This is a genomic window from Azorhizobium caulinodans ORS 571 (genome assembly GCF_000010525.1).
GTDB lineage: Bacteria > Pseudomonadota > Alphaproteobacteria > Rhizobiales > Xanthobacteraceae > Azorhizobium > Azorhizobium caulinodans.
The window spans coordinates 3,308,548-3,335,452 of sequence record NC_009937.1; the positions used below are offsets into that span (position 1 = coordinate 3,308,548).

The 26,905-nt window shown below is 65.4% G+C and carries 23 protein-coding genes; 9 read left to right on the forward strand and 14 right to left on the reverse strand.

All coding sequences use genetic code 11. The features are described from left to right. Positions 1 to 3: 3 nt before the first annotated feature. From AZC_RS14975 to AZC_RS14985, 3 genes are read left to right on the forward strand one after another with little or no spacing between them, the layout of a single operon-like run. Positions 4 to 216: a DUF1289 domain-containing protein gene (locus AZC_RS14975; protein ID WP_012171421.1), complete on the forward strand. Its 213-nt coding sequence runs from the start codon at positions 4 to 6 to the stop codon at positions 214 to 216. Positions 217 to 219: 3 nt separating this feature from the next. Then, positions 220 to 948 (forward strand): TIGR02281 family clan AA aspartic protease, encoded by a 729-nt coding sequence (locus AZC_RS14980; protein WP_012171422.1) that lies wholly within the window; start codon positions 220 to 222, stop codon positions 946 to 948. Next, entirely contained in the window at positions 945 to 1,895 is a 951-nt protein-coding gene (locus AZC_RS14985; protein WP_012171423.1) for a cation diffusion facilitator family transporter, read from the forward strand. Before AZC_RS14980 ends, AZC_RS14985 begins: the two co-directional genes overlap by 4 nt. On the opposite strand, the gene AZC_RS14990 is transcribed toward AZC_RS14985, so the two are convergent. Together AZC_RS14990 and AZC_RS14995 are read right to left on the reverse strand one after the other, a co-directional pair. Beyond that, on the reverse strand, positions 1,892 to 2,728 hold the full coding sequence (locus AZC_RS14990; protein ID WP_012171424.1) for an aldo/keto reductase: 837 nt from the start codon (positions 2,726 to 2,728) through the stop codon (positions 1,892 to 1,894). The two genes, AZC_RS14985 and AZC_RS14990, sit on opposite strands and share 4 nt — an antisense overlap. A gap of 127 nt (positions 2,729 to 2,855) precedes the next feature. Continuing rightward, complete coding sequence (locus AZC_RS14995) at positions 2,856 to 5,087, reverse strand: fibronectin type III domain-containing protein (protein ID WP_012171425.1); 2,232 nt, start codon at positions 5,085 to 5,087, stop codon at positions 2,856 to 2,858. Between the two features lie 173 nt (positions 5,088 to 5,260). On the opposite strand from AZC_RS14995, the gene AZC_RS15000 reads away from it, so the two are divergent. Beyond that, positions 5,261 to 6,172, forward strand: a complete 912-nt coding sequence (locus AZC_RS15000) for a LysR family transcriptional regulator (protein ID WP_158304122.1) — start codon at positions 5,261 to 5,263, stop codon at positions 6,170 to 6,172. A 69-nt stretch (positions 6,173 to 6,241) separates the two neighbouring features. On the opposite strand, the gene AZC_RS15005 is transcribed toward AZC_RS15000, so the two are convergent. The 3 genes from AZC_RS15005 to AZC_RS15015 all read right to left on the reverse strand — a co-directional run bounded on the left by AZC_RS15005 (position 6,242) and on the right by AZC_RS15015 (position 10,126). Beyond that, positions 6,242 to 7,579, reverse strand: coding sequence for a DUF3100 domain-containing protein (locus AZC_RS15005; RefSeq protein WP_043879422.1), 1,338 nt, complete (start codon positions 7,577 to 7,579; stop codon positions 6,242 to 6,244). Between the two features lie 133 nt (positions 7,580 to 7,712). After that, positions 7,713 to 9,248 (reverse strand): aldehyde dehydrogenase family protein, encoded by a 1,536-nt coding sequence (locus AZC_RS15010; protein WP_012171428.1) that lies wholly within the window; start codon positions 9,246 to 9,248, stop codon positions 7,713 to 7,715. Beyond that, entirely contained in the window at positions 9,248 to 10,126 is an 879-nt protein-coding gene (locus tag AZC_RS15015) for an NAD(P)-dependent oxidoreductase (protein WP_012171429.1), read from the reverse strand. Before AZC_RS15015 ends, AZC_RS15010 begins: the two co-directional genes overlap by 1 nt. Positions 10,127 to 10,234: 108 nt before the next feature. Here AZC_RS15015 and AZC_RS15020 point away from each other — a divergent pair, with 108 nt between their 5' ends. Together AZC_RS15020 and AZC_RS26295 are read left to right on the forward strand one after the other, a co-directional pair. Continuing rightward, positions 10,235 to 11,158, forward strand: coding sequence for a LysR family transcriptional regulator (locus AZC_RS15020; RefSeq protein WP_043880360.1), 924 nt, complete (start codon positions 10,235 to 10,237; stop codon positions 11,156 to 11,158). 327 nt (positions 11,159 to 11,485) lie between these two features. Then, positions 11,486 to 11,617, forward strand: coding sequence for a hypothetical protein (locus tag AZC_RS26295; RefSeq protein WP_274532289.1), 132 nt, complete (start codon positions 11,486 to 11,488; stop codon positions 11,615 to 11,617). Positions 11,618 to 11,665: 48 nt separating this feature from the next. On the opposite strand, the gene AZC_RS15025 is transcribed toward AZC_RS26295, so the two are convergent. The 5 genes from AZC_RS15025 to AZC_RS15045 are packed head-to-tail and all read right to left on the reverse strand — an operon-like array spanning position 11,666 to position 16,201. Further along, the gene (locus AZC_RS15025) at positions 11,666 to 12,679 is read right to left on the reverse strand and encodes an ABC transporter ATP-binding protein (protein ID WP_012171431.1); all 1,014 of its coding nucleotides are present in this window, start codon (positions 12,677 to 12,679) and stop codon (positions 11,666 to 11,668) included. Next, positions 12,676 to 13,647, reverse strand: coding sequence for an ABC transporter ATP-binding protein (locus AZC_RS15030; protein ID WP_012171432.1), 972 nt, complete (start codon positions 13,645 to 13,647; stop codon positions 12,676 to 12,678). The genes AZC_RS15025 and AZC_RS15030 overlap by 4 nt, the downstream gene beginning before the upstream one ends. Beyond that, positions 13,644 to 14,522 (reverse strand): ABC transporter permease, encoded by an 879-nt coding sequence (locus AZC_RS15035; protein ID WP_012171433.1) that lies wholly within the window; start codon positions 14,520 to 14,522, stop codon positions 13,644 to 13,646. Before AZC_RS15035 ends, AZC_RS15030 begins: the two co-directional genes overlap by 4 nt. Continuing rightward, a complete protein-coding gene (locus AZC_RS15040; protein WP_012171434.1) occupies positions 14,522 to 15,493 on the reverse strand; it encodes an ABC transporter permease in 972 nt (323 codons plus the stop codon). The genes AZC_RS15035 and AZC_RS15040 overlap by 1 nt, the downstream gene beginning before the upstream one ends. Positions 15,494 to 15,499: 6 nt before the next feature. Then, entirely contained in the window at positions 15,500 to 16,201 is a 702-nt protein-coding gene (locus tag AZC_RS15045) for a creatininase family protein (protein ID WP_012171435.1), read from the reverse strand. Between the two features lie 173 nt (positions 16,202 to 16,374). On the opposite strand from AZC_RS15045, the gene AZC_RS15050 reads away from it, so the two are divergent. After that, positions 16,375 to 16,917 (forward strand): MarR family winged helix-turn-helix transcriptional regulator, encoded by a 543-nt coding sequence (locus tag AZC_RS15050; protein WP_043879423.1) that lies wholly within the window; start codon positions 16,375 to 16,377, stop codon positions 16,915 to 16,917. After that, entirely contained in the window at positions 16,914 to 18,506 is a 1,593-nt protein-coding gene (locus AZC_RS15055; RefSeq protein WP_012171437.1) for an ABC transporter substrate-binding protein, read from the forward strand. The genes AZC_RS15050 and AZC_RS15055 overlap by 4 nt, the downstream gene beginning before the upstream one ends. A 73-nt stretch (positions 18,507 to 18,579) precedes the next feature. Here AZC_RS15055 and AZC_RS15060 read toward each other — a convergent pair whose 3' ends face one another. Beyond that, complete coding sequence (locus tag AZC_RS15060) at positions 18,580 to 20,763, reverse strand: M48 family metalloprotease (protein WP_012171438.1); 2,184 nt, start codon at positions 20,761 to 20,763, stop codon at positions 18,580 to 18,582. A 551-nt stretch (positions 20,764 to 21,314) separates the two neighbouring features. On the opposite strand from AZC_RS15060, the gene AZC_RS25725 reads away from it, so the two are divergent. Beyond that, the gene (locus AZC_RS25725) at positions 21,315 to 21,473 is read left to right on the forward strand and encodes a hypothetical protein (RefSeq protein WP_158304123.1); all 159 of its coding nucleotides are present in this window, start codon (positions 21,315 to 21,317) and stop codon (positions 21,471 to 21,473) included. 303 nt (positions 21,474 to 21,776) lie between these two features. On the opposite strand, the gene AZC_RS15070 is transcribed toward AZC_RS25725, so the two are convergent. The 3 genes from AZC_RS15070 to AZC_RS15080 are packed head-to-tail and all read right to left on the reverse strand — an operon-like array spanning position 21,777 to position 26,454. Beyond that, positions 21,777 to 23,225, reverse strand: coding sequence for a glycosyltransferase (locus tag AZC_RS15070; protein ID WP_043879425.1), 1,449 nt, complete (start codon positions 23,223 to 23,225; stop codon positions 21,777 to 21,779). Then, positions 23,210 to 25,594, reverse strand: a complete 2,385-nt coding sequence (locus AZC_RS15075; RefSeq protein WP_012171441.1) for a glycosyltransferase — start codon at positions 25,592 to 25,594, stop codon at positions 23,210 to 23,212. Before AZC_RS15075 ends, AZC_RS15070 begins: the two co-directional genes overlap by 16 nt. Then, on the reverse strand, positions 25,591 to 26,454 hold the full coding sequence (locus AZC_RS15080) for a tetratricopeptide repeat protein (RefSeq protein WP_012171442.1): 864 nt from the start codon (positions 26,452 to 26,454) through the stop codon (positions 25,591 to 25,593). Before AZC_RS15080 ends, AZC_RS15075 begins: the two co-directional genes overlap by 4 nt. Between the last annotated feature and the right edge of the window lie 451 nt (positions 26,455 to 26,905).

Below are 26,905 nucleotides of genomic sequence, written 5' to 3' on the forward strand. Positions count from 1 at the left end.
CCCATGACCGAGAGCCAGAGCCCCATCGCCTCCCCCTGCATCAAGGTCTGCGTCGTCGATCCGCTCACCAGCGTGTGCGTGGGCTGCGGGCGCACGCTGCAGGAGATCGGAGGCTGGCTCGGCATGTCGGAGGAGCGCCGCGCCGCCGTCATGGCCGCGTTGCCCGCACGCCTCGCCCGGCTCCACCCGCGCAACCCAGACGCGATCCCGGATTGAGGCATGGGTCGCGACCGGCTGCTCTGGCTTCTCTTGGCCATCCTCCTCGGCGGCCTTCTCATCCTCGCGCTGAACCATGAGCAGGGCGAGGTCGCCGGCCTCTCGCTCGATCAGTTCGGCTCCCTCATCTATCTGGCGCCGCTGGGCCTCGTGGTGGGCGCCGGCATCCTGACCATGGCCCGCCGCAGCCTCGGCGAGACGCTGAGCGCCATCGCCTTCTGGCTGATGCTCGTAGCGGTGCTGGCCGTCGGCTACACCTATCGCGATCCGCTGCAACGGGTGGCGGAGCGGGTGATCGGCCAGCTTGTGCCCGGCTATGTGATTGCGGTGCCCGGAGCCGGCAACGTGGTCGAGGTCGCCCGCGGGGCGGACGGCGACTTTGCCGTGCGCGTGGGGCTCAATGGCGCGACGGTGCCCATGCTGCTCGACACCGGCGCCTCTTCGGTGGTGCTGACCCAGGAGGCCGCCCAGGCGGCGGGCATCGCCCTCGACCGGCTGAAATATGACGTTGCGGTGGACACCGCCAACGGCCGCACCCGCGCGGCCGCCGTGACGCTGGACCGCGTCAGCATTGGCAGTATCGTTGAATATAAGGTTCCGGCGCTTGTGGCTCCCGCCGGAATGCTGCGCACGCCACTCCTCGGGATGAGCTTCCTCTCCCGGCTGGACGGCTTCGAGGTGCGCGGTGACAGGCTTGTGCTGCGGGGCCCGGGGGAGACGAAGACCAGATGAGCTCAAGCCCGCTCTCCCGTACGCCGAACGAGGCCGAGCGCCGCGAGGAGCGGGCGATCCTCATCGCCATCCTGCTCGATCTGAGCCTTGCGGTGCCCTACACGGTGACCGCGCTCATCATCGGCTCGCTGTCCATGCTGTCCGACGTGCTGCGCGGCTCGCTGCTGCTGGTGGTGGCCATCGTCTCCTGGCAGACCCTGCGCGAACTGCACCGGGGCAAGGTTGCCTCCTACGAATATGGCATCGGCAAGCTGGAACGTGGCATCGGCCTGCTGGTGGGCGCCCTGCTCATCTTCGCCGCGGGCTTCATCGCCTATCAGGCCCTCACCGCCGGCGGCGGCGAGCCGAAGACCGGCTTCTGGGCCGTCGCGGCCATCGTCATGGTGATCTACAATTTCATCGTGAACGTGGGGCCGATCATCCCGCTCTGGCGCGCCACCAAGGCTGGCGGCTCCATGATCGTGCAGGCACAGCTTCGCGCCCATATCGCCAAGGCGGTCGCTTCCTTCCCGGTGGTGGTCTGCGTCATCATCGACGCCCTGTCGAGCGATCCTTATGTCGCCCGCATCGCCGACAGCATCGGCGGCATCATCGGCGCGGCCTTCATGACCCTGGTGGGCGCGCAGATGGTCCGCCAGGCCCTACCCGATCTCCTCGACCGCTCGCTGGCCGAGCCGGTGCAGATGAAGGTGAACCGGGTTCTGGCGGCCTTCTTCGATGAATATGACGCCCTGCTTGGGATCCGCACCCGCAGCTCCGGCAATGTCGCCCATGTGGAGATCACGGTGGGCTTCGACCCCGCTCGGACCATGGCGGAAGTGTCGGACGTACTCGCCCGCATGGAAGCCCGCCTCAAGACCGAGATCCCGGACGTGGACGCGGTGCTGATCGCCCGCGCCCACAGGGAGGACGATGCGGCTCCCGCGCCGCTGGCGGCGACCGCCTAAAGCATCTCCAGGCTGCGCTTGCGCCTGGGCGGCGGGAAATCGCCGTCGATATCGGCAAGGTCATCCGCATCCAGCACGAGATCGCGCGCCGCCACGTTCGCCTTCACGTGATCAAGGCTCGCCGCCTTCGGAATGGCGATCACATCCGGCCGCCGCAGCACCCAGGCCAGCGCCACCTGAAACGGATCGACACCATGTTTCGAGGCCACGCGGCCGAGCGCCCCGCCCCGCGGCAGGCGGCCCTGCTCGATGGGGCTGTAGGCCATGGTGGGAATGCCCCGCTCCTGCTGGAACGGCAGAAGGTCGAACTCCGGCCCCCGCCGGGAGGGATTGTAGAGGATCTGGTTGACGGCGCAGGCGCGACCGCCCGCATCCAGCAGTTCCTCCATGTCGTCGGTATCGAGGTTGCTCACGCCCCAGTGGCGGATCTTGCCGGCCTTCTGGAGGGTCTCGAAGCCGGCGATGGTGTCCTCGAAAGGATGGCTGCCGCGCCAGTGCAGCAGATAGAGGTCCAGCCGGTCGGTACCGAGCCGGCGCAGACTGCGCTCGCAGGCGGCGATGACGCCGGCGCGGCTGGCATTGTGCGGATAGACCTTGCTGACGAGGAACACCTGCTCGCGGAAACCGTCCTTCAGCGCGGCGCCCACCAGTTCCTCGGTGCGGCCGTCACCGTACATTTCGGCGGTGTCCACGAGGGTCAGGCCAAGCTCGATGCCGGCACGCAGCGCGGCGATCTCGTCGGGGCGGCGGGCGGGCAGCTCGCCCATGAACCAGGTGCCCTGCCCCAGCGCCGGCACGGTTTCCCCGCCCGGCAGCGTCACGGTCTTGGCCATTGTCGCCCTCCCTTCACTGGACGGCGGACGTTAAAGGCGTTCGCCTGAGAGCGGAACTCCGCCGGGGGCGAAAAAGACCTGTGCCGTCGCGAGAAAGACGCCCCGCGCGGACGCGGGGCGGTCCGGCTCAGATGTGACCGAAGATGTGGCTGAACTCGTAGGCCGTCTGCTGGATTCCGCTCCCGAGGGGCGAGACGGTGCCGACCGTGCTGCCGTTGTCCCGTCCGACCGACCAGATGGACAGGCCGGAGATGTCTTCATTGCCCTGCGCATAATCCAGCAGTTGCTGGGCGTCGCTGAGGGTGAACACCTCGCTCTGCACGTCGTTCATGCCGACCATCACCGTGACCCCGAGCTTGGCGTCGAGACCCAGCGTGTGCATCTGGGCGAGCGTCGCCTGCGCGGCGGAGATGGCGTCGGTGCCCATGTCGCCACTGTCGACGGAAGCGCCGTAATCCATCGCCATGATGTTGACGGTGTCGATATGCACGCCGTCCGTCAGGGCCTGCTTCAGCAGGTTGAGCCCGTCATTGGTGAGCCCCGTGGGCAGCACCGGCAGCGTGAAGGAGACCTTGAGATCGGGATTGGCCGCCTCCAGCGCGACCAAGGCCTGATCGCGGAGGTGGTTGGCGGAGGTGTTGGCGATGGCGCCGCCCTCGATGTCGAAATCGATCTTGTTCACATGATAGGTGTCCAGCACCGACTGGTAGGCGGCGGTGAGCTTGGTGGCGCTGGAGAAGGTGAGCGCCGCTTCCTGGCCGTTGGCGCCGCCGAAGGAAATGGTGATGTCCCCGCCGATGGCCTGAACGGCGGCCACCTGATCGTGGATCGACGAACCGCTGGGCAGCGTGTCGTTGCCCAGCGTGCCGACACCGCCCCAGCCCAGCGTGTCCGTGCCGGAGCTCAGCACGAAGGCGAGCGTGAAGTCGGTGACGCCGGACGCCTTGGCGATGGAGAGAAGATCCTGGCTCGTCGACAGCGACATGTCGATGTAGGGCGAGTAGGTCTGCTCCAGCGTCGAGGTGTGGACCGGATCGGTCGTCACGGAGATCGGGACCGCCGCCGGGGAGTGCCCGGCCTCGTCCACCGCCACCACGGTGAAGCTGTAAGCGGTGGACGCGCCGAGGCCCGTCACCTTGTAGGACGTGCCGCTGGTGGTGCCGACCAGCGTGCCGTTCTCGTAGATCTCATAGGCCGAGACGGTGCCAGCGCCGTTGATGACCGCCTTGTCCCAGACCAGCAGGGCCGAGGTGTCCGACACATTGGTGGCGAACAGGTCCGCCGGGGCGTTCGGCACCACCGTCGTGGTGTCGAGATGGCCGACCAGCGTCCACACCTGTCCCGATCCGTCGCCGCCGTTATGGGTGCTCGGATCGGTGCCCTGCGTCCACCAATGCGCTTCATAGACATTGTTGCCGACCGCGGCATGGTCGCCGCCCTGATAGACCTTGGAGGCGCTCCAGGCCTCCGCATAAAGGGCGGCATCCCCCCCGGACGTTCCGCCGCCGGATGTGCCTCCTGTGCTGCCGCCGGTGCTGCTGCCACCCGTCGAACCACCGCCCGTCGAGCCACCGCCCGTCGAGGTCGAGCCGCCGGCCGAGGAACTGCCGCCACCGCTGGTCGAGCCGCCCGTGGAGCCGCCCGACGTGCCTGAGCTGCCGCCGCTGTGGCCGGACAGCGCCGTCGTCCATTCCGCCAGCGCGGAGCCGTCCTTGGCCACGATGTTGGCGAGCGAGAGTTCGGAGAGCGTGACGCCGGTTAGCGTATAGGTCTGGCTGTTCGAGGGAATGGCGATGACCACGGAGCCATTCACCTCGGAGACGGTGAAATTGTCGGCGGAGAGCCAGCCGAAATCGAGCTTGTCCAGCGCGGTGTCGAAATTCAACGCCGTGTGGGTGCCCCAGGCCCAGGAAATGGTGGTCACGGTGGCAAGACCATCGCCGACATGGCCGGCGCCACCCGACGAGCCGGAGGTGCCTCCATCCGTGGTGCCGGAGGCGGGCGAGCCGCCGGCGCTGCCACCCGTGCTGGTGCCGCCGGACGTTGCGCCCCCGGACGTTGCGCCGCCCGAGGAACCGCCGGAGCCGGCCGAAGCCCCTCCCAGCGCCGTAGTCCACTCGGTGACCGCGCCGCTGTCCTTGGCGAGGATGTTCGAGAGCGAGAGTTCCGACAGCGTGACGCCCGTCAGCGTGTAAGTCTGGTTGTTGGTGGGAATGGAGATCACCACCGACCCGTTCACCTCGGAGACGGTGAACTGGCCCGCCTGGAACCATCCGAAATCCAGGATGTCCGACGCGGGATCGAAGGCGATCACGCTGTTCGTGCCCCAGGACCAAGTGATCGTCGTGGTCTTAGCCATCGTCCACCCATCGTTGCCGCATTACCCTTACGTCCGACGGCACGGACGCGAACGGTAGCTTGATGGGTGCTCGCGGGCGGTGTCCAATGCGTTTGTGGCAAGCCGCGATGAGCGGGCTGCATCGGACCCGGCCCGAACCGGCGGCGGGCGGCGGCAGAGGCAAGGGGCGGATCTTGATCGAACTGAAGCGGCTGCGGCAGGTGGTGGCACTTGCGGACAGCGGCAATTTCGCCCGGGCGGCACAAGCCCTCCACATGTCCCAGCCGGCGCTCAGCCGCAGCATTCAGGATCTGGAAAAGCAGCTCGGCGCCCCCCTGTTCGAGCGCCCGCCACGGGAAATTCGCCCCACCTCCCTCGGCGCGCTCATCGTCGAGGAGGGGCGCGAACTCCTGCGCCGGGCAGCGGCCCTCGATGCGGCGATTGCCGATCACAGGGGCCTCAGCCGGACGGTCGTGTTCGGCTCCGGGCTTTATTCCAACGTCACGCTCGTGCCGCGCGCCATCGCCGCCTTCGCCGCGCAGCAGCCGGACGTGCAGGTGAAGGTGATGGCCGGCGGCTGGCGCGACTGCCGCGACATGCTCGAGCGCGGGGCCATGGACTTCTTCATCGGCGAGCGCACGGATGACGAGCACGCCGAGGCCTATCGCGAGCGGCCGCTGCGCGAGCGGCAGGGTTGTGTCGTGGTCCGCAAAGGCCACCCGCTGTGCGCCCTGCACGCCTGCACGCTGGCCGACATCGCCCAATATCCCTTCGCGGGCGCCCGCCTGCCCGAGCGGATCGCCCGGCATTTTCCGCGCAAGGCGAAGCTCGGGCGCCCCGATGCGGGCGGCAAGCTGCTGGTGCCGCGGTTCGAAGCCTATTCCTGGACCGCCATCAGCGCGATCGTGCAGGACAGCGACGCGGTGGCATTCGGGAGCGCGTCGCTGGTGGCGGAGAGTGGCGGCGCTCTCGTGTGCCTCGACGTCGTGCTGCCCTGGCTGCGCTATGTGGGCGCCGTGGTCTGGCGCGCGGAGCGCGGGCTCTCCTCCAGCGCCCAGAGCTTTGCCGACGTGGCCATCGAGATCGACGCAACGCTGCCGGACTGACCGCATGAAAACGGCCGGGACGCGCGAGGCGTCCCGGCCGCTCATGAACCCGTCTTGGGGAGGGGGAGATCAGACGGGATGCATGAAGAACTGGGCGATGATGGTCGCGCCCAGGAAGGTGCCCGCATTGGCCATCAGCGACACCAGGACGATGCGCCAGCCCAGACTCCTGAACACCGGCACGTCCTTGGCGATGGACAGGCCCGCGAAGGCGAGCATGGGCGCCGTCATGGCGAGGAAGTTGATCTTGCCGGTGAGCGCCGCCACATCCGCCGCGAACGGCATGGAGGGATAGGTGAGCGCCATGGCGACCACCGAGACCCACACCACCGCCGGCACCACGCGGCGCGTGAGCAGATAGATGCCGTGGCCAAGGATCACCGCGCCGATCATGATGCCGAGGCCGGCGATGGAAGCGGCGTCCGGGGCGGTCTTGTAGACGAGGTAATTGCCGATCAGCGACATGGCGCCGGCCACCACCCAGACGACCAGCAGCTCGATGAAGTTCAGCTTCACCGCCGGCTCGTGGGAGACCTCGGTCGTCACCGTTTCCACCTTCACCTCGCGGCCACGGCCGAGGATGGGCTCCAGCTTGCCATAGGCCCATACGGTGAAGGGCAGCGACAGGAAGAGCGTGAAATAGGTGCCGATGGTGGTGGTGATGAGGTTGGAGGCGGCGGCGAACGCGGCCACTTCCTTGGCCACCTCGGGCGACTGCTGGGCGGCGATGGCGCCGGAAGCGGCGGCCATCATGCTGCCCGAGCCGACGCCCGCGCCCATGGCGAGGGCCTGCGGGTGGAAGATGCCGAGGCTGGTGATGAGGCTGGCGAAGATGGCGATGAAGACGGCGCCGAAGATGGTGCCGGTCATGTATTCCGCCAGCACGCCGCGCCCTTCGGGGCTCGCCATACCGTACTTCTCGCCGATGATGGCAAGGCTCGGCTCGCGGCCCACCGAGAAGGTGGCGCCGATGGCCTCGCGCTTGATGCCCAGCAGCAGCGCCACCGGCAGGCCGAACACCATGGTGCCGAAGAAGTGGCCGAACTCCTGGAAGACGAGCGCCCAGCCGGCGGACAGGATCTTGGGCAGGTTGCCGCCCACGAGCACGCCGAGCTTGGCGACGAACAGCAGCAGCGCGGGCTGAAGCACGGCGGCGGAGAGGGCCTGAAGGTCGTTCGTCACCTTCAGCGGGCCGGGCAGCGCCTTGGAGGCCATGCCCCAGGCGGCGGCAATCAGCAGCGCCCACAGCAGGGGCAGCAGGACAACCTTGTAGGCCCCGCCCATGGGCACGTTGACGATGCCGATGAGTTCGGCCGCCAGCACGCAGATGGTGGCGAAGACGAAGATCTTGATAAGCTTTCCGGCGCCCGCTGCCGGCACCGCCACGGCGGTCTGTGTGGCTTGCATGGTCAAATCCCCTCTATCCTTTTCTTGATCATTGGGTGGGGCCGCTCCTGTCGGTCTGGCGACGCACGAAAGCGACCGGCCTGCTGTCACAAGCCGATCGCACGTGCCGCTGTGTTAGGGAGCGGCGGGCATATCACTCCCGAAGGCCGCTCGCATAGCCGAACGCAACGGCAGGTTCCGCCGCCGTCTCGACCCAGACGCTCTTCACCTGTGTATATTCGTAGAGCGCCTCGACACCGCTGGAGCGGCCATGCCCCGAGTGGTTGAAGCCACCGAAGGGCGAGGCGACGTTGATGGTCTTGTAGGAGTTGATCCAGAAGGTGCCGGCCTTCACCGCCGCCGCCACCCGGTGGGCGCGGCCCACATCCTTCGTCCACACCGCGCCGGCAAGGCCGAAATCGCTGTCATTGGCGATGGCGATGGCCTCCGCCTCGGTGTCGAACGGGATCGCCACCACAACCGGACCGAATACCTCCTTGCGGGCGATGTCCATGGTGTTGGTGACGTTCTTGAGAACCGTCGGGGCGACGAAATAGCCGCCTTCCTTCGCCGCGCCCGTCTCGCCGGTGACGATCTCGGCGCCCTCGCCCGCGCCTTCGCGGATCAGCGAGAGGACGTGATTGTACTGCTTGGCATTGTTGATGGGGCCGATCTCGCTCTCGGTCGAGGCCGGATCGCCCACCTTGATCTTGGCCGCGCCCTTGGCGACGAGATCGACGAACTTCTCATAGACCGAGCGCTGCACCAGAAGGCGCGAGCCGGCGACGCAGCTCTGCCCCGCGCCGGAGAAGATGGCAGCCTGCGCGCCCACGGCGGCGCGTTCGAGATCTGCATCCTCGAACACGATGTTCGCCGACTTGCCACCCAGTTCCAGCACGCAGGGCAGGAGGAGGCGGGCGGCGGATTCGGCTATGAGCCGGCCGGTGGGCACCGAGCCCACGAACACCACCTTCTTCACGGCCCGCTGCGCCATGGCCGCCTGCCCGGTGGTGTGGCCGAAGCCCGCCAGCACGTTGACCACGCCCTTCGGCAGGCCCGCCTTCTCCGCCAAGAGGCCGAGGGCTAGCGAGGTGAGCGGGGTGAGCTCGGAGGGCTTCAGCAGAACCGCATTGCCCATGGAGATGGCGGGGGCGATCTGCCAGCCGGCGGTGAAGATGGGCGCGTTCCAGGGGGTGATCTGGAGCACGACACCCATGGCCTCGCGGCGGGTGTAGTTGAGGTGGGAGGTCGGGACCGGGATCACCTCGCCGTGGAACTTGTCCGCCCAGCCCGCATAGTACTCGAACATCTCGGCCACCTTGGCGACCTCGACGCGGGTATCGCGGATGGGCTTGCCGGCCATCAGCATTTCGATCTGCGCCAGCGCCTCGACATTGGCGAGCACTTCGCGGGCGATGGCCTGCATCACCCGGCCACGACCGGCGGCGGTGAGCTTCGACCAAGCAGCCTGCCCTTCTGTTGCGGCGGCCGCGGCCCTGGCGGCGACAGCGGCGCCGGCGTCGGGATAAGAGAAGAGCGGCTTGCCGGTGGCGGGGTCCAGCACCTCCACCAGAGGGCCATCGCCCACCAGCATCTCACCGCCCACGAAGGAGCCGATGGTCTTGAGGCCGGGCCAGAACGGGGCGAGCGCCTGTTGCAGGCGCGGATCAATGAAAGCGGTCACGGGCATCAGCTCTTCTTGCCGGGGAAAACGGTCTCGACGATGCGGTTGAAGTCCTCGCCGTCGGGGATGGTCGTGGCGCTGTCCGCCCAGATGCCGGCGGTGCCGGCGAACATGGGCAGCTCAAGGCCGAGGCTCGCCAAAAGGTCGGTGCCGAGCTTCACGTCCTTGCGCATCAGCTTCATGGTGAAGCCGGAATTGAAGGCACCGTTGAGGATCCACGTGCCGGCATTCACCTGGCTGACGCCGGAGCGGCCGGAGCCGGCATTGATGCCTTCCAGCATCCGCGCGGGCTCGACGCCCGCCTCCTGCGCGAGGCGCAAGGCCTCGCCACAGGTGAGCAGGTGGGCGGCGCAGAGCAGGTTGTTGATGATCTTGGTGACGTGACCGGCGCCCACGGGGCCGACATGCACGCGGGTGGCGCTCATGGCTTCCAGCACCGGCATGGCGCGGGCCACATCGGCGTCCGCGCCGCCGATCACCATGGTCATGGTGCCGGTGATGGCGCCCTTGGGGCCGCCGCTCACGGGGGCATCGATCATCGCCATGCCGGCAGCTTCGAGCTGCGTGGCGAGTTTGCGGGTGGTGTCGGGATGGGAGGTGGAGGTGTCCACCACCAGCAGACCGGCCTTGCCGGACGCCAGAATGCCGCCGGGGCCGGCCACCACCTCTTCCACGATGGCAGCGGTGGGCAGCGAGAGCACCAGCACATCGGCGCGGGCGCAAAGGGCGGCGATATCCGCCAGTGTCTCGACGCCTTCCGCCGCGAGCGCCGCGCGGGTGGCTTCCACCGCGTCGAAACCGACCACATTCACCCCGGCCCGCTTCAGCGAGAGCGCCATCCCGCGCCCCATATTGCCGAGACCGATCACACCAACGTTCGCCACGCGCGTCTCCTCGAAACTTGCCCAGAAAAGCTACGCGGCTGTTTTGGCGGCAGACAGGAGATGGCCGGTTCCGTATTGTTGACTCCAAGGCAACGCTTGGACCCGACCGTGACATCCCCGCTCGACGATCATCGCCTGCGCTACCTCTATGAGGCCATCCGCCTTGGCTCCGTGCGGGCAGCGGCCGACCATCTGGCGGTCAATGCCTCCGTGGTCTCACGCCAGATCGCGCATCTGGAGAAGGATCTCGGCCTTCTGCTCATCGAACGGCTGGGGCGGGGCGTGCGGGCGACGGAGGCGGGCGAGCTTTTGGCCCAGCGTTTCCGCCAGTGGACCGCCGACCGGGAGGACACGCTCGCCAAGCTGAACGAGCTTCAGGGCCTGAAGCGCGGCCACCTCGACATCATCTCGGGCGAGGGATTCGTCAGCGACCTGATCGCCGGCCCCCTCACCCGCTTCTGGGAGCGCCATCCCAACCTCACCATGTCAGTGGAGGTGGCGAGCACCAATGACGTGATCCGGGGTGTCGCCGAGGATCGCTACCATATCGGGCTCGTCTACAACGCCCCGCCCGACCCGCGCCTGCGGACAGCGGCATCGAGCCGCCAGCCCATCTGCCTTGTGGTGTCACCGGACCATCCCCTCGCCCGGCAAGGGGCTCCGGTGCCCCTTCGCGCGGTGGCGGAACTGCCTGTGGGGCTGATGCACGCGCGCTATGGCACGCGGCAGATCGTGGCCATGGCGGAGATGGCGGAGAAGGTCACGCTGGCCCCGGTTCTCACCACCGGCTCCATCTATGTGCTGCGGGAATTCGTGAAGAGCGGCCGGGGCGTCACGCTACTGCCGGCCTTCGCCATCGCCTCCGACATGGCGGCGGGGGAACTCGTGGCGCTGCCCATGGAGAATCCGCTGCTGCTGTCGGTGGAGGCCCGACTCATCACCCGTCTCGGCCGCCAGTTGCCGAGCGCCGCCGCCCAGTTGCTCCGCGTGCTGATCGGGCAGCTCAAGGCCTTCCATGCCGCAGGCACATAGCTACCTCCGCCGAAAAGCGGATTATTCCTCCATACTGGAATGAAGGAGGATAGCTGACCATAGGTGACCGCCATTCTGGAGATGAATGGCGTTGCTTGGAATGGTTCTGAACGCCATGGTTAATCCGCTTCCTTGCGTGAAGCTTGGGTGGCGGAATCAGAGGCGGCGAAAGCCTCTCGCCATCCCCAATCGAGCAGCCGTCGGATGGACCGACGCGGACCTGCGTGTCCGCGCGCGCCCCCGGCTGGCCGCGCGAAACGAGCAATCGCCGCCCGTGTGCACCGAAAGCACGGAAAGGACGGGCGCCGGACAGTGGGAGATGGACAGATGGCAAAGCAGAAGAACGTCAGCACCCACAAGCAGCATGGCGCTGGCGGCGCGATGGAAGGCTTTCTCTACATCCTCTTCTTCGGCGCGCTGACACTTCTCTTCGTGAGCCAGTACCTGCTGCGGCACTGACCGATCATCCGGCAGGCGCCTGCGCGCGCCGCCGCGGTCGGTCAGCCCCTATCCGCGTTGATCGATCCGCGCGAAGTGGCACGCGGCCGTGCGCTGCGGCGCCACCGGCCGCAGCAGCGGCCGTTCGGTCCGGCAGCGGGCCTCGGCGCGCGGACAGCGGCCATGGAAATGGCACCCGGGCGGGGGCGCGAGCGGCGAGGGCAATTCCCCGGCGATGGGCCGGAAAGTGACGTCCGTCCCCTCCTCCGTCACCAGCTTCGGCACGCTGTCCAGCAGAGCCTGGGTATAGGGATGACGCGGATCGGCATAGACCTGATCCGTCGGCCCCTCCTCCACGATCCGCCCCAGATACATGATCGCCACCCGGTCGCAGAGATGGCGCACCACGCTGAGATCGTGGGAGATGAACAGCAGCGTGAGATCGAGCTCCCGCCGCAGCTTCAGGAAGAGATTGATGATCTGCGCCTGGATGGACACGTCCAGCGAGGCCACCGGCTCGTCGCAGACCAGCACGTCCGGCTGCATGGCGAGCGCCCGCGCGATAGCGATGCGCTGGCGCTGGCCGCCGGAGAACTGGTGCGGATAGCGGTCCGCATAATCGGGATCGAGCCCCACGCGCGTCAGCCAGCCCCGCACATAGGCTCGCGCTTCCGCCCGCGGCACGAGCCCGTGATGCACCGGCCCCTCGCTGAGCGTATCGCCGATGCGCATGCGCGGATCGAGAGAGGCGAAGGGGTCCTGGAAGACCATCTGCACCCGCGTCGTCGTCTTGCGCGGCGTGGCGCCGCCCGACATCACCGGCTGGCCGGCAATCGCCACCGTGCCGTCGCTGGGCGGCAGGATGCCGGCGATCATGCGTCCGAGCGTGGTCTTCCCGCAGCCGGATTCCCCCACCAGCCCCAGCGCCTCGCCCTTGGTGACGGCGAGATCGACGCCATCGACCGCGTGCACGCTGCGGGGCGCGGCCTTGCCCCCCAGCGCGCCGATGAGCCGGCTGGTGAGCGGGATATTCGGGCTGAAGCGACGGCTGAGGGCCGATGCGGCGAGAAAGGGCGGGCTCATGCGGCGGCCCCGAGCGGGAAGTGGCAGCGGAAGCTGCGTCCGCCCTGCGCCACTTCCGGCGGCTCGCTCGCGCATTCGGGCTGGGCCTTGAAGCAGCGGGGCGCGAAGGGACAGCCCGGCGGCAGGCGATCGAGCGCCGGAGTGGTTCCCGGAATGGAGGCGAGATCGGCACCTGCCTCGGCCATGGCCGGCAAGGAATCGAGCAGGCCGCGCGTATAGGGATGACGCGGGTCGCGCAGCACGGCTCCCGTCGGCCCGCTCTCCACGATCCGGCCCGCGTACATGACGGCGATCCGATCCGCCATGGCGGAAATCGTCGCGAGATCGTGGCTGATCCAGATGAGAGCCGTGCCGCTGTCCCGCGCCAGCGTCTTCATCTCGGCGAGGATCTGCGCCTGAATGGAGACATCGAGGGCCGTCGTCGGCTCGTCCGCGATGATGAGGTCCGGCTGGTGCAGCAGCGCAATGGCGATGGCGATGCGCTGGCGCATGCCGCCGGAGAACTGGTGCGGATAGGCATCCAGCCGCCGGGCCGGATCGGGGATGCCGACGCGCGCCAGCGCGGCGACCGACTGCGCACGCGCCTCCCGGGCCGAGACCCCCGCATGCGCCTCCAGCGCAAGGCGCATCTGCGCGCCAACGGTCAGGACCGGATTGAGCGTCATGCTCGGGTCCTGGAAGACCATGGAGATGCGCTTACCCCGAATGGCCCGCAGGTCAGAGGCCGGCAGGCCCACGAGATCCCGCCCCTCCAGCAGCACCGCACCTCCCGCGATGCGCCCCGGCGGATCGATAAGACCGATGAGCGAGAAACCGGTGACGCTCTTGCCGGAGCCCGACTCCCCGACAAGCCCGAGAATTTCGCCCCGGCGGACGAAGAAGGAGACGTCGTTCACCGCCTTCACGAGGCCGGTGCGGGTGGGAAACTGGGTGGAGAGGCCGCGCACCTCCAGCAAGGGGGCGTTCATCGCTTCAGCCTCGGATTGAGCTGGTCGCGGATCTGATCGCCCACGAGATTGACCGAGAAGATGAGGACGATGAGCGCGACGCCCGGATAGATGGAAATCCAGTAGCGGCCGGACAGCATGTAGGGAAAGCCGTTGGCGATCAGCATGCCGAGCGAAGGCTCGGTGGGCGGCAGGCCGACCCCAAGGAAGGAGAGCGTCGCCTCCAGCGAAATGGCGCTCGCGACCTGCACGGTGGCCACCACGATAAGCGGCGGCAGCGCATTGGGCAGGATGTGGCGGAGCACCACGCGCCAGGCGGGCAGCGGCGTGGAGAGCGCGGCCTCCACATAGTCCTTGCTGCGCTCTGCGGATGCCGCGCCATGGGCGGTGCGGGCGAAATAGGCATACTGGGCAGCCACCAGCGCCATCACCAGTTGCGCCTTGCCCTGGCCCAGCAGCGCCGCCAGCACGAAGGCGAGCAGAATGGCCGGAAAGGACAGTTGAAGGTCCACGAGGCGCATGATGAAGGCCTCGGTGCGTCCGCCCACATAGGCCGCCATGGTGCCGACGCCAGCCCCCAGCACGAGACCGATGGCACCCGCCACCAGTCCCATCTCGATGGAGATTCGCAGTCCATAGAGGATGGCAGAGAAGAGGTCGCGGCCCTGCGCATCCGTGCCGAGCCAGTGCACATAGCCGCCGGTGCCCACGAAGCCCGGCGCACGGCGCGCATCGCGCAGGCTGAGCGAAGCGAGGTCATAGGGGTCCTGCGGCGTGATGAGCGGGGCCAGCACCGCCAGCACCAGCAGCGTCACCACGATGGCGAGGCCGAGCACCGCCGAGCGGTTCTCGCGGAACTCGGCGAAGAAGCGGGCGAGCGGCGCGGCGCGATCCATCAGGCGCGGCCTTTCCGCAGGCGCGGGTCGAGCGCGGCATAGGAGAGGTCCACCACCAGATTGATGCCGATGAAGAACAGTGCCACCAGCATGAGATAGGCGACCATCACCGGACGATCGAGCGAGGTGATGGAGTCGATGATCAGCTTGCCCAGCCCCGGCCAGGAGAAGATGGTTTCCGTCACCACCGCGAAGGCGAGCGTCGAGCCGAACTCCAGCCCGAAGACGGTGACGATGGGAATGGCGATCAGCCGCAGCACATGCCGCAGCAGGATGGTGCGTTCCGAGAGGCCGGCAGCGCGGGCGAATTTCACCGTGTCGGTCAGCATCACCTCCCGCGTGCCGGAACGGGCAAGGCGGATCATGAGCGCGAACTTGAACAGCGCGAGATTGATGGCCGGGAGCAACATGTGCTGGAGGCCGTCCAGCGTGAGAAAGCTCCATTCGACGCCGAACAGGCTGGCCGTCGCGCCTCGCCCGCCCGCCGGCAGCCAACCGAGTTGGACCGCGAAAGCGAAGATCAGCACCAGCCCGACCCAGAAGGTGGGAACGGAAAAGCCGATGATGGAAGCGGCCATGAGCAGCTTCGCGGCGGGGCTGTTCGGCCGGTAGCCCGCATACATGCCAAGGGGCACGCCGAGCAGCGTCGCGCCGAGGACGGCGGCCAGCGTCAGTTCCAGTGTCGCGGGCAGGCGCGAGAGAATAAGCTGTCCGACCGGCATGTTGTAGACGAAGGACTGGCCGAAATCCCCGTGCAGGGCCCGCCCGAGGAAGTGGAGATACTGCTGCCAGAGCGGCAGGTCGAAGCCGTATTTGGCGATGGTGGCGGCGCGGATATCCTGCGTCGCCTCGGGCGAGATGAGCAGATCGATGGGATTGCCGATGGCGAACACGCCGGCGAACACCAGCGCCGACATGACCAGCACCACAAGGGCGGCCTGAATGAGCCTCTGGATGGCAAAGCCCAGCATGGTGCCTCAGAGCCATCCATGCGTGAGGAGCGCGCGGGTCTCCTCCACCGCCACCGCCCAGAGCGCCTCCATTTCGACATCGGGGCGCTGATAGAGGCCGTGGTAGTTGCCATCCCCCAGCAGGGCGCGCTTGTCGGCCGCACCGCCCTGCGCGAGAAGGTCGAAATCGATGCGCGATTTGGCTTCCTCGGGCAGCGTGACGCCCTCGAGCCGCGTCCAGGGGAAATTCTCCATCCATGAGGCGTGGGACGCGGCGGGGTCGATCTCAATCACCTTCGCCCAGGTCTTCGGCGCCCGCCACCAGTCGTGAAAGCGCACCCGCGCCCCCTCGTGGCCGTTCAGCCATTCGGAAATCTGGGCCGTGACCGGTGTATTCCCGCCATGACCGTTGACGATGAGGATGCGCCGGAAACCCGTGCGGTAGAGGCTGTCCAGAATGTCGGAGACCACGGACAGGTAGGTCGAGAGCCGCAGCGAGACGGTGCCGGGAAAGGCAGTGAAGCCGGACGCAAGTCCGTAGGGCAGAACCGGGAAGACCGGCACATCGAGGGGCCCCGCCGCCTCCAGCGCAACGCGCTCGGCCAGGGTCATGTCGGTGGCGAGACTTAGGTAAGCGTGCTGCTCGACGCTGCCGATGGGCAGGACGCAGCGATCGTCGGCGCGGACCCGCGCCTCCATCTGCATCCAGTTCATGCCGGCAACGCGCATCAGCCCCCCGCAAGCACGGCCATGCCGCCCTGCAAAACCACAGTTTGCAGTCGCGAAAATGGTTTCGTTTGAAACTTGTTAAGCAGATTGACAGGGCTCAAAACCTTCTGTCAAGTTTCACGATGAACCAACTTGAGAAGGGCCGGCCACGCCGGTCCGAGGGCGGGGAGAGGATGCACGCGCCGCAACTGCCGCCGAGCGCGGCGGAGGAGGATCTGCCGGGAGATGTTGATCCGCTGATCGCCATCAAGCTGTGGCGCAATCCCTGCTGGTTTTCCTTCCGCATCAACTACCTGTCCATGAACTTCAACGTTCCGGTCTATGGCTGGACGGAGAAGACCTTCGGCCTGCCGCGGCCGGAATTCGTGGTGCTCTATGCGCTCGGCCTGAAGGGCGGGGTGGCGGCGAAGGACATCTGCTCCTCCAGCGGCTTCCCCAAGCCCACCATCAGCCGGGCCATCCAGAGCCTGCTGAAGCGCAAGCTCGTCCGGCGCGACACCGACCCCAAGGATCACCGCAGCTACGTGCTGAACATCACCGACGACGGCCAGAGCATCTTCGATGCCAGCATGCCGGTGATGCTGGAGCGCGAGCGGGTGATGCTGGCGCGGCTCAGCCCGGGCGAGCGCGCGATGTTGTTCGAGATCCTCGCCAAGATGGTGGTGGATTCTCCCGAGTGGCCCCAGACAATCGAAACAGAGGATACCCTGCCGTGACGCTCGCCTCGACGTTCCGAACCCTGTCGCTTGCCGCCCTCCTCGCCACCACGGCATCGGGCGCCCTGTTCGCGCAGACGCTGACCATCGGCGTGCGTTCCGGGCCCGCGTCCATGGACCCGCACTTCACCTCCACCGGCGTGCAGGCGGAGGCGGCTAAACATGTCTTCGATACGCTGGTGAAGTCCGGCGACAATCTCCAGCTCGAACCCGGCCTTGCCGAAAGCTGGACCGCCGTCGACGATACCACCTGGGAATTCAAGCTGCGCAAGGGCGTGAAATTCCATGACGGATCCGACTTCACGGCCGAGGATGTGAAGTTCTCCATCGAGCGCATCCCCAACGTCACCGGCCCCAACCCCACCACGGTCTATGTGCGGCGGGTGAAGACGGTGGAGATCGTCGATCCCCTCACCATCCGCATCAAGACCGACGGGCCGGCGCCAACCCTTCCGAACGATTTCGTGCGCCTGTTCGTGGTCTCCCACACCGCCGCCAAGGATTTCTCCACCAAGGACACGGCCGGCGACGGCTTCAATTCCGGCAAGGCCACCATCGGCACCGGCCCCTACAAATTCGTCTCCTGGACGCCGAAGGAGGAACTCGTCCTCACCCGCTTCGACGGCTACTGGGGCGGCAAGGAGCCGTGGGAGAAGGTGGTCCGCAAGGAAATCCCGAACGATGCCGCCCGCGTGGCCCAGCTCAAGGCCGGCCAGCTCGACCTCATCTCCCGCGTGCCGCCGGCCGACGTGCCGACGCTGGAGAAGGACGCCAAGCTGAAGGTGGACAAGGCGGACAGCGTCTATGTCTTCCTCGTGGAGTTCGATTTCCGCGACAAGCCGGCCCTCGTCACCGCCAAGGACGGCTCGCCGCTGCCGAAGAATCCCTTCCTCGACCCGAAGGTGCGCGAGGCCTTCGATCTCGCCATCGACCGCGAGGCGCTAGCGGAAATCGCCATGGAGGGCCTCGGCAAGCCGGCCTCGCAACTCGTGACCGACACCATCTTCGGCTTCAACAAGGCGCTCAAGGTCACCAAGGCGGACCCGAAGAAGGCCAAGCAACTGCTGGCGGAAGCCGGCTATCCCAACGGCTTCAAGGTGGCACTGACCTTCACCACCGACCGCCTCCAGAGCGACGGGGCCGTGGGCACCAGCATCGTGCAGATGCTCGCCGCCGCCGGCATCGACGCGCAGGCGAACGGGCAACCGAGCACGGTCTTCTTCCCCGCCCGCACGCGCGGCGACTATGGGCTCTCCATGTGGGGCTGGGGCACGCTGACGGGCGAGGCCAACTACACGCTCGCCGGCCTGATGCATACCAACACGCCGGAAACCAAGCTCGGCGGCTTCAACGTGCGCGGCTATTCCAACCCGGCGCTGGACAAGCTGATCGAGCAGGCGGCGGTGGAGATGGACGTGCCCAAGCGCCGCACGCAGCTTGAGGAAGCGGCCGCCCTCGTCGCCAAGGACCGCCCCACTCTGCCCATCGCTTCCATCGTCAGCGCCTGGGCCATGCAGAAGGCTAAGGTGACCTTCACCCCCCGTGTGGACGAGGACACACTGGCGATGAACGTGAAGCCCGCCAAGTAAGCGCGGATCGCTGAAACCAAAGGGGGGAGGCGCGCCTCCCCCCTTCTTTCATATCAACGTCTGGCGATGCGGCTCACGCGCTCAGCCGCGCATCTTCCGCCAGAATGCGGCGGGCATGGGCAGCCCGGATATAGTCCTCGATGAGATCCGCCATCCCGCGCGCCTTGAGCTTGCGCGGGGGCACCGCCTTGATGGTGATGAGCCGCTGCTTCGGCTTCACCTTGATGCGGCGCGCGCCTCGTACCTTGGCTGGAAACGGGGCGTCCGGACCGATCGCCAGATTGATGACCAGGGCGCCGCGGTCATTCACGTATCCGGTGCCGCTGATGTCGGTCCACACGATGGGGCGGTCGAGGCCCGGGTGAACCAGCGCATCCCGCTCCAGGATCAGGCAGGGCTTCCGGCTGCGCAGCAGCAGCGGAATGCCGAACAGCATGAAGATCAGCCCCATCCCGCCGGCGAGCCCGGCCAGGAGCTGCGTCTCGGAGACAGAGAAGCCCGGCACGCGCCCCATGAAGGCCACGGCGGCCGCGGCCGCGACGAACAGCCCACCGAAGACGAAGAGGAAGATCGCACCGGGCCGCGTGTTCTCATGGAGCGGCACCGGCTCGGCCTGCACCTCGTCGGCCAGCGCCTGAAGGGCCTCGCGCTGGGCCTGCATGTTCTGGCGCACGGTGCCGACGAAGCGCGCACTGGCGGTCCGCGCGATGCCGGCCGGGTCCGCGAAATAGGCGGACAGGCGAGCCAGGGCACCCGGCGCGGGCGGCGCCACGGCCTCGGCGAGTGCGGCCGGCGTCACCTCCCGCCCGAGGGCAGCGATGCGCTGCACGGTGGGCGGATGGGTGTCCGTGGGGTGCGGCTGGCGCTTGTCCAGGTGAGGGCTCGGATCCTCGGCCCCCCGGTCTGCCACATGGTCCACGGTGAAGGCCACCAGATCCGCCGGGGCGTTGTCGGGATCTTCGTGGGCCGCCTCGAGCACCTCATTGATGCGGGGCTCCACCGCCAGCGTGCGCAGCAGCGCGCGGGCGCCCGCCTCGTTCGACGTGACACGCGCACCCGCCGCGTCGGCCTCGAACTCGCGCTTGCGACTCCAGTGCAGCACCGCGCCGTCGAACTGGTTGAGCACGAACACACCGAGCTGGAAGGCCGGATAGGTGAAGGGCGAGATCTTGCCGTCACCGGTCATGCCGGCCAGCGCCACCGCCTCCAGCGAGCGGGAGACCCCGGCATAGAGCGGCACGAAGCGGAGGCTGTATTGCGTATCGCCGCCGGAAAAATGCGCCAGTTCGTGGCCGATGATGGTGGCCACCTCGTCCTCCCGCAGCAAAGCGAGATAAGGCAAGGGCAGATAGAGCGTGTTGCCCGAGAGCCGCGTATCGTCCGGCCGGAGCACCTTGGGGCCGGAGGACACGAAGAAGCCGCCGGCGAGACCCACCACCACATTGTCCGGCTTCAGCGCGCCTAGGCGCCCGGCCAGATCGTCCACGAGCCCCCACAGGCCCGGCGCTTCCGCGCGACTGACCGTGTGGCCGATGATCGGCATGGGATCGGGGTCGAAGAGCTGCACGGCGCGCCGCAGCCCGACGAAGGTCTTGATGGCGGTCCAAGCGGCGACGCCGGCAATCGCGACGCCCAGCGCAAACAGCTTGGCGCCGTTCCCGTCGCTCAGGCCCCACTCCCGCCCGCCCCCATGCACGAAGGGCAGCGCCTCAAAGACAACCACCGCAATCAACGCGAGCGCCCCCAGCACCACCTGCACGAGCAGCAGCGGGCGCAGCATGCGGCGGGCGAAGGAGAAGCCGGTGACCAGCATGTCGCGCGACGCACGCCCCGCCCGGCCCAGCAGGACGGCCGTGAGAATGGCCAGCACGGAGAGCGCGGCGACCGCCGCGGCGCTCACCATCGCCACTGTCGGCAGGGGTTGCCGCACCTCCTCCAGGAGAACGCCTTCCTCCAGATAGTCGAGCGTCTTGCGGGCCTCGGAGATGGCCAGCGGACCCACGAAGGTCTGCCCGCCGCGCATGAAGCGGATGCTGTAATCGATGCCGGCGCCCGGCTTCTGTCGAGCTTCCAGTTGCTGGAGCATGCCAGCCATCCGATCACGCCGATCCTGCGCCTGCCCAAGCGCGTCCGAAACCCGCCCGTGCTCCCAGTATCCTAGGCCGATGAGAGCCACCGGCAACAGGATGGTGGCCGCGAACAGGATGAGCAGCGCCCGCATGCGGGCCGTCGGTGTCGGAATGGGCTGATTGTCCATGGGACGGGGCTCCGGGCGAATTCAGCAAGCAGATACGCGCACCATGTCTTTTTCTGCATCAGGCATGGAGGCTGCGCAAGATGACGCTACGCTTATCCATCCCAGCACATGTCTCGAAGCGAGAAAATCTTAATATAAATACCTGTTCATCTATGAAAAACACAACCAATAATTGAGACGCTGCCGCCTTCGGCATGATGATACTCTCATTAAAGAGAGCCCAACGGAGCTTTGACTGTGCCGTGGACGCTCGAAGAACGCGCACGGCTGCACGGGGTTCCAACCTCGCCCGAGAATTTGGGGCAGAAGGGCGACTGCCGCCCACGCCTTTAGGGACGCGATCGAGCCATCCCAGGGACCTATTTCTTGCACACGCTCAGCGGCCCAGAGGCTGATGGGAATTGCGCACGGCAGACGGGATGGTGAAGACCGCACACTTGGCCACAGCCGCGCGGCCGCGTTCCGACCCGCGGATGGCATTGTCCTTGCCGAGCTCGCGAGCGTCGCCATCGGCCCGCCGTGCCACACCCTCGGTCTCCTCGCCCCGGTCCTTGCGGCCGAATTCGGCTGCCCAACTGTCGGCGGTCGAGAATCTGGCCCATGACGCGAAGGGCACACTCATCCGCCCCAAGCTTCTCGGCCCCTACCGTCGCAAGGCCGGCCACATGGCCGATTATGCCGGACGGGAGCAGGAGTTCCGCACCACGTGACGTGCCCACTTGCCCTTGACGCTTCAGGCCCTGAGCGCCGGCCGCATGAAACCGATCCGTCTGCACCGTGGCGGCGAGATCGATGAAGCGACACTGCAGGCTCTCGAATGGGAGCTTGACCTCACGGCACGCACAACCCGGTCAAACCTGAAATAGTTGCGCAGCTTCGGTTAGCAGCATTGATGGTGTCCATCTGACAGGCGCTTCAAGTCTCCGAAGGATGATCTTAACAACCACTGGCTGTGTTGGTGCAATAGCCATCCAGAACGTTGGCGGCGATAAAATCCTCTCCGGCCGCCGCAGCTAGGCGGCCGCCTGTTCCTGCGACCATTCGATATATGCGGCCACCGACGCAGAGCTGTGAAGATCGAAGGCGCTGCGTACTTCTCTGTCAAAGAACCACTTCAGGCGCTGTTCGGCGCCGAGATGCGAAGCGGCTCGCGGGACCGGGAGGTGCGCCGCGTAGGCGCTAAACTGCGGACCGTCGAGGAGTCCGGGGCGCGCCTCGGAGCGGCCGCACTCGGCGGAAATGATCCATGCGATAAAATCGCGCCGGCGGTCCTCCCCGTCGAGAGAATGAGCCCGGAGATCCGGCGCGAGTTGGATGGCCGCTCGGACCAATTCCTCGGCCTGTGGAATGCCGAACCAGTCACCGCTGATATCGGCATGTTCACCAATCGGCTCAAGAAGCCTATGGCGTGTATTTGAGAGTGCCGTGAGGAGCGATGCAGCGACGTGCCGACTTTCACAATGGTCGTTGAACCGCTGGAGGGCAGCACGTTTCGCGGAGGCCATGCCGAAGGCATCCATGACCAGCGTGTGAGCCATATTGGCCAGCTTATCTGGTGACCCCGCCAGAAAGGCAGCTTCACCAGCCAGATCTGCAGCGGTGGAAGACGAGAGCGCAACGACGGGCAGACCGAACGCCAGGGCGCGCGTGACCGCTTCCGGCGTCGCCCCCTGCGTGGCCAGGAACAGGTCACAGCCCCTATAGAGTGACGCGAGGGCACCCGGCAGCGGGTCGAAGTGGTGGGTGAATGACCCGGCGAGTTGAAGGCCGCCCGCCAAGCCACCCAGATGACGCAAATATTGGTCGTCCCCGCCGGCATCGCCGACAATGTGGAGATGCGCTCCGGCCAGCGACGTTCGGTTAAAGCCGCTGAAGGTGCGCAGGGCCTGCTCGATGCCGGCGTCTGCCGCGAGGGGCGAAACGATAAGGATATTAAGCCAGTGCTCTGTCAGCGCGGAGCTGGCCTGACTCTCAGTTTGCGCCCTAAATAGGCTATCAGTCTCTATAAACTGGGGAACGCGAGCGCAGGGCATACGAAGTGTCCGCTCGGCTTCTTCAAGAATGATGCCTGCAGGCAGCCATGCCTCTATCACCCTTCTATCCCTCAGCCGCGCCAGAGCAGCCCGGGTTTCTCGCTGACGCCTGGCAGCGCGAACCGACGATTTCGGATCGATCTCGTGCTGTGCGAGGGTGTGTGGACGCAGAACAATCTCGCATTTAAGTCTCTGGAGAATGCGCTCGGCAGCCTCATCCGGCCCGTTGAAGTGATAAATCAGCAGATCACCGGCAGACATCAGGAGCGGCGCATCTGCCAAATCGTAGACGGAAGCACGGCTGCCCGCGCGCGTCGCATCGGTAAAGAGCACCACATCTTCGCCCGATTCTCTTAAACGGAGCACCATCGACAAAGCGTCATGCCCGGTCATACCGGTGATGCTGGCGCTCATCACGCCGATGCGCATTGCTCAATCTCCCGGCTCAAGGCGTCGCCATAGCCGAGGGAGGCGGCGACCTTCCCGGCGAAAACGGCGATCGAGTTACGCTCACGCATGAAACCCATAACTGCGGCCTGCCGGAGCAGTGTCTGGTCACGCTGCTCCATGGCAATAGCGATCTTCCGGGTAAAATCGGCTTGGTCACGCTCATTGCACAGGAGAAGCATTTCGAAACCGCCCGGCAACACTTCCGTTATGGTCGGCAACCGCGTCGATACGACCGGGCAACCGTATGCGAGAGCTTCGAGCACCTGCGGGGGGAAATTCCCTTCCACCGACGACGTAAGACAGAGCGCAACGGCGTGCCGATATAGCCACGCCAGGACGTCATCCCCGACGCGCCTCATGAACACGATGTGCTGTTCCAGCCCGAGGTCGTCGCAGATCTCCTGCACCCCCGGCACCGACCGAAGATCGCCGGTGAGTACCGCGATCATATCGGGATTTTTGACACGCATCTCCGCGAGCACGCGGAGAAAAAAGCCGATATTCTTGTTCGGCCGCACTGCGGTGGGATAGAATAGATACGGGCGCCCGCCGATCTCGGCCTTGAGCTGGGTCTCGCGGTCACGCGACAGCTGTTCAACGCCACGCTCGCCGAGCAGGGGAAGCGGCGCAACGATCACTTTGTCTGCCTCGGACGGGCGCACGAAGCCGGCCGCGGGCAGGTAGCTGCGCGTGAAGTCAGAATTTGTCAGGATATTCGCGGCCTTTTTAGCGATCGCGACGCCGACCTTCTTGTTCTCGATATCCTTCTCGCGGGAAATATCGAAAATGGCTTCCGGCATCAGATATGGAAAATAGTCCGGAAGGTAGAGCGTTATCCGCTTCTTCAAGAACAGGCTTTCCGGAAACAGATAATAGTGGGGAACAAGTACGCTCTTTATATCCTCGCGGCCATTGATATGATTGACGACGATCATTTTTCCTATGGACTGAATCACCTCCTCATTGATGGCGGTTGCAGGAATGGGGATCAGCTCGACTCTACCGGAGGCGACGTAATCCCTGAAAAAGTCGTACATGACGCTGACGGAGGTTTCGGTGCATGTGATCGCACACCTGAGATCAGTGGTAGCCTGGAGCGCAGACACCACCGCTTCGATCACGCGCGGGATTCCCTCGAAGGCGGACGGCTTGCCCCCGGCGTAGCCGACCAAACCGTCGATGTGCATCAGCAACGCAACGGTATCGGACCCAGCACCACTCTGCGGGGCCAATGGGGAGCGGACAGGTATCGATCGGTGATCGAACACAAGACAAGGGGCATGCGCAGGTTCCCGATCAATGAGAGCTCTGAACAGACGCTCGAACTTGGGCCTGACAATCTCTCGGTCATAGCGCTGGCGCACAGGCTCTTGCGAGTCAATCACTTCTGCCGAGAATGTTGCATCGCTGTTCAGCAGCAGCTTGATCTTGCGTTCCGCGTCGATCTGATTGCGGATCAGGCCGGGCGTCTTGTCAGGGTAGAAGCGGTGCAGCAGCGAGCCCGGAGCGAAAAGCACCGGCACACCAATCTGCATGCTCTCTATGGGGGCCAGATAGCAGACCGGATCACGGAAGTTATAGAAGAAGCCCGCAGAATCCCTAAGGCGCCCCAGGAAGTCCTGCCTCCGCAGCGCGCCGACAAAACGCGTATCATCTGGTGTCGACCGCTGCGGCCCATAAATCCTGAAGACGCGATGCGGGAAGGCAGAATTAAAGCGCTGATACTCAGACCTATAATAGGCATTCTCGACGTTCGGAATGCTGGTCGCAATTGTACCATTGTGGGAGGCTCCACCCCACGTTCCGGTAAAATCGAACACATCATCGGGGATCTGATAGGGCACGACGCCAGCACAGAGATCACGGAACCATGGGCGCTCAAACTCCGTCGTTTCTGCGGCGAATGGCACGATATGAAAATCGCCATGCACCATGAGCTTTTCCCACGTTCCGCTCTTCATGATATACTCGGAAAGTGAGTATGGCTGCCCATATATGCGGTAGATAATTCGTTTCTTGAACACATCGACAATCGAACGCAGCCAGTCAGCGTTGATTGTGACGATCACGCAGTCAAAATATTGATTCAGATAATCCCCAATGTGCGACGGGATGCTCGAATAGAAAAAATTGTGCGCTAGAAGCTCTGCAAATACGTCGTCTGGCAGTGTTGTCGGCTGGTCGAAATCGATCGCCCGGTCTGCGGACTGATCATAAACATCCGAAATGTAGGCCGGGCTGAAAACCTCATATCCCATGTCTCGAAGCTGCGGCAGCTCGGTGGTGCGAAGCACTTTGTGCATGCCGAGCCAAAATATCCGTTTTGGCACGTCAGAGCCCTTCGTCATGAAACCATCTGCACGATTTGCATCGCGAAGCTACTAGATCGACGCTTTGACACGACGCGCAAGTCCACCCCCTCAAATCTGTCAAGCATCTCTCGATAAAGCGCAAAGCGCGCCTCGGACTCGGCCAGGAAACGCAAGGCGTGCATATCGTGGGAACCAAGAAGTATGGCGCGCGCATAGCAGTCGCCGGCCTTGGCTCGCTCTCCGATGCTCTTGTAAAGATGCCCCATCTGGATGAGGAGGTCAGCGTCGTCCTGCTGTAATTTAAAAGCCTGGACATAGGCGCGCTCAGCCGCCTCCGGATCTCCGCTCTCCTTCCGCATGTGCCCCAGCTGAACCCAATGCGGGAAAGAGCGCGGATCGATGGCCAGTCCATCTTCGTAGAAGAGCGCGGCTGACTCGAAGTCTCCCCGGTCGCGCAACTCATCGGCTCTGGCGAAGCCGTCCGCTGCTGACGTCAGTGGAGCGGACGCCTGCCGTCTGGTGCGAGCATCTGCATACTGGAGGGCATGGACATCGCGGGAACCAAGTTCGGCCGCCCTCCGGTAGTGTTCCGCCGCAGCTCCAGACTGACCGCGGAGGGAAAACAAATGGCCGATCTGAACATGAAGATCAGCGTCCTCTTGTCGCAACCTCATAGCCTGTCTGTATGAAGCTTCGGCGGCGACCAGATCACCGGCTTCCTTTCGAGCATGACCGCATTGAACCCACGCAGCGAAAGCGTCCGGCGTAATGAGAAGCCCCTGCGCATAAAAATCGGCCGCGGCATCCCACCTACGCTCATCACGCGCGGCATCGGCAAGTCGGAAAAGAGCCCGCGCCCGGAGGCGCTTCGATATCTGAGATATAAAGCCCATCATCAGCCCCCCATGCGATCACCGCGCGATCGGGCATCCTTCTCAACGAGACGCCGGGAAAACTACGCCCCGCACTTCAGGAAATAAAATTTCTCAACAATAGACCGCGATCCGGACTTAGCTCTTAATCTCCCATGAAACTTTGACAGAATGGATTATACCGCCACAGGCCAATTGACAATTTTTTAAGAGAATTTCTAGCTATATATATAATATATTAAACTTATTATAAAACTGAACGAATATTAATTAGGATGTAAAGCTGTTTTGATCTCCATATACTAGTTCATCCATTTTGCCACAATGTGCATTAAGATCGACCATACGGTCACACAATTCACGACTTAGCAAAATCAGAGCAGCCAACGTCGAAATTTCTATATTGAAAGGCCTTATTGGAAAGCTCCACCACCGCCACCTGATGGTAGCCATGGCACGCGCGAGATTACCGAGA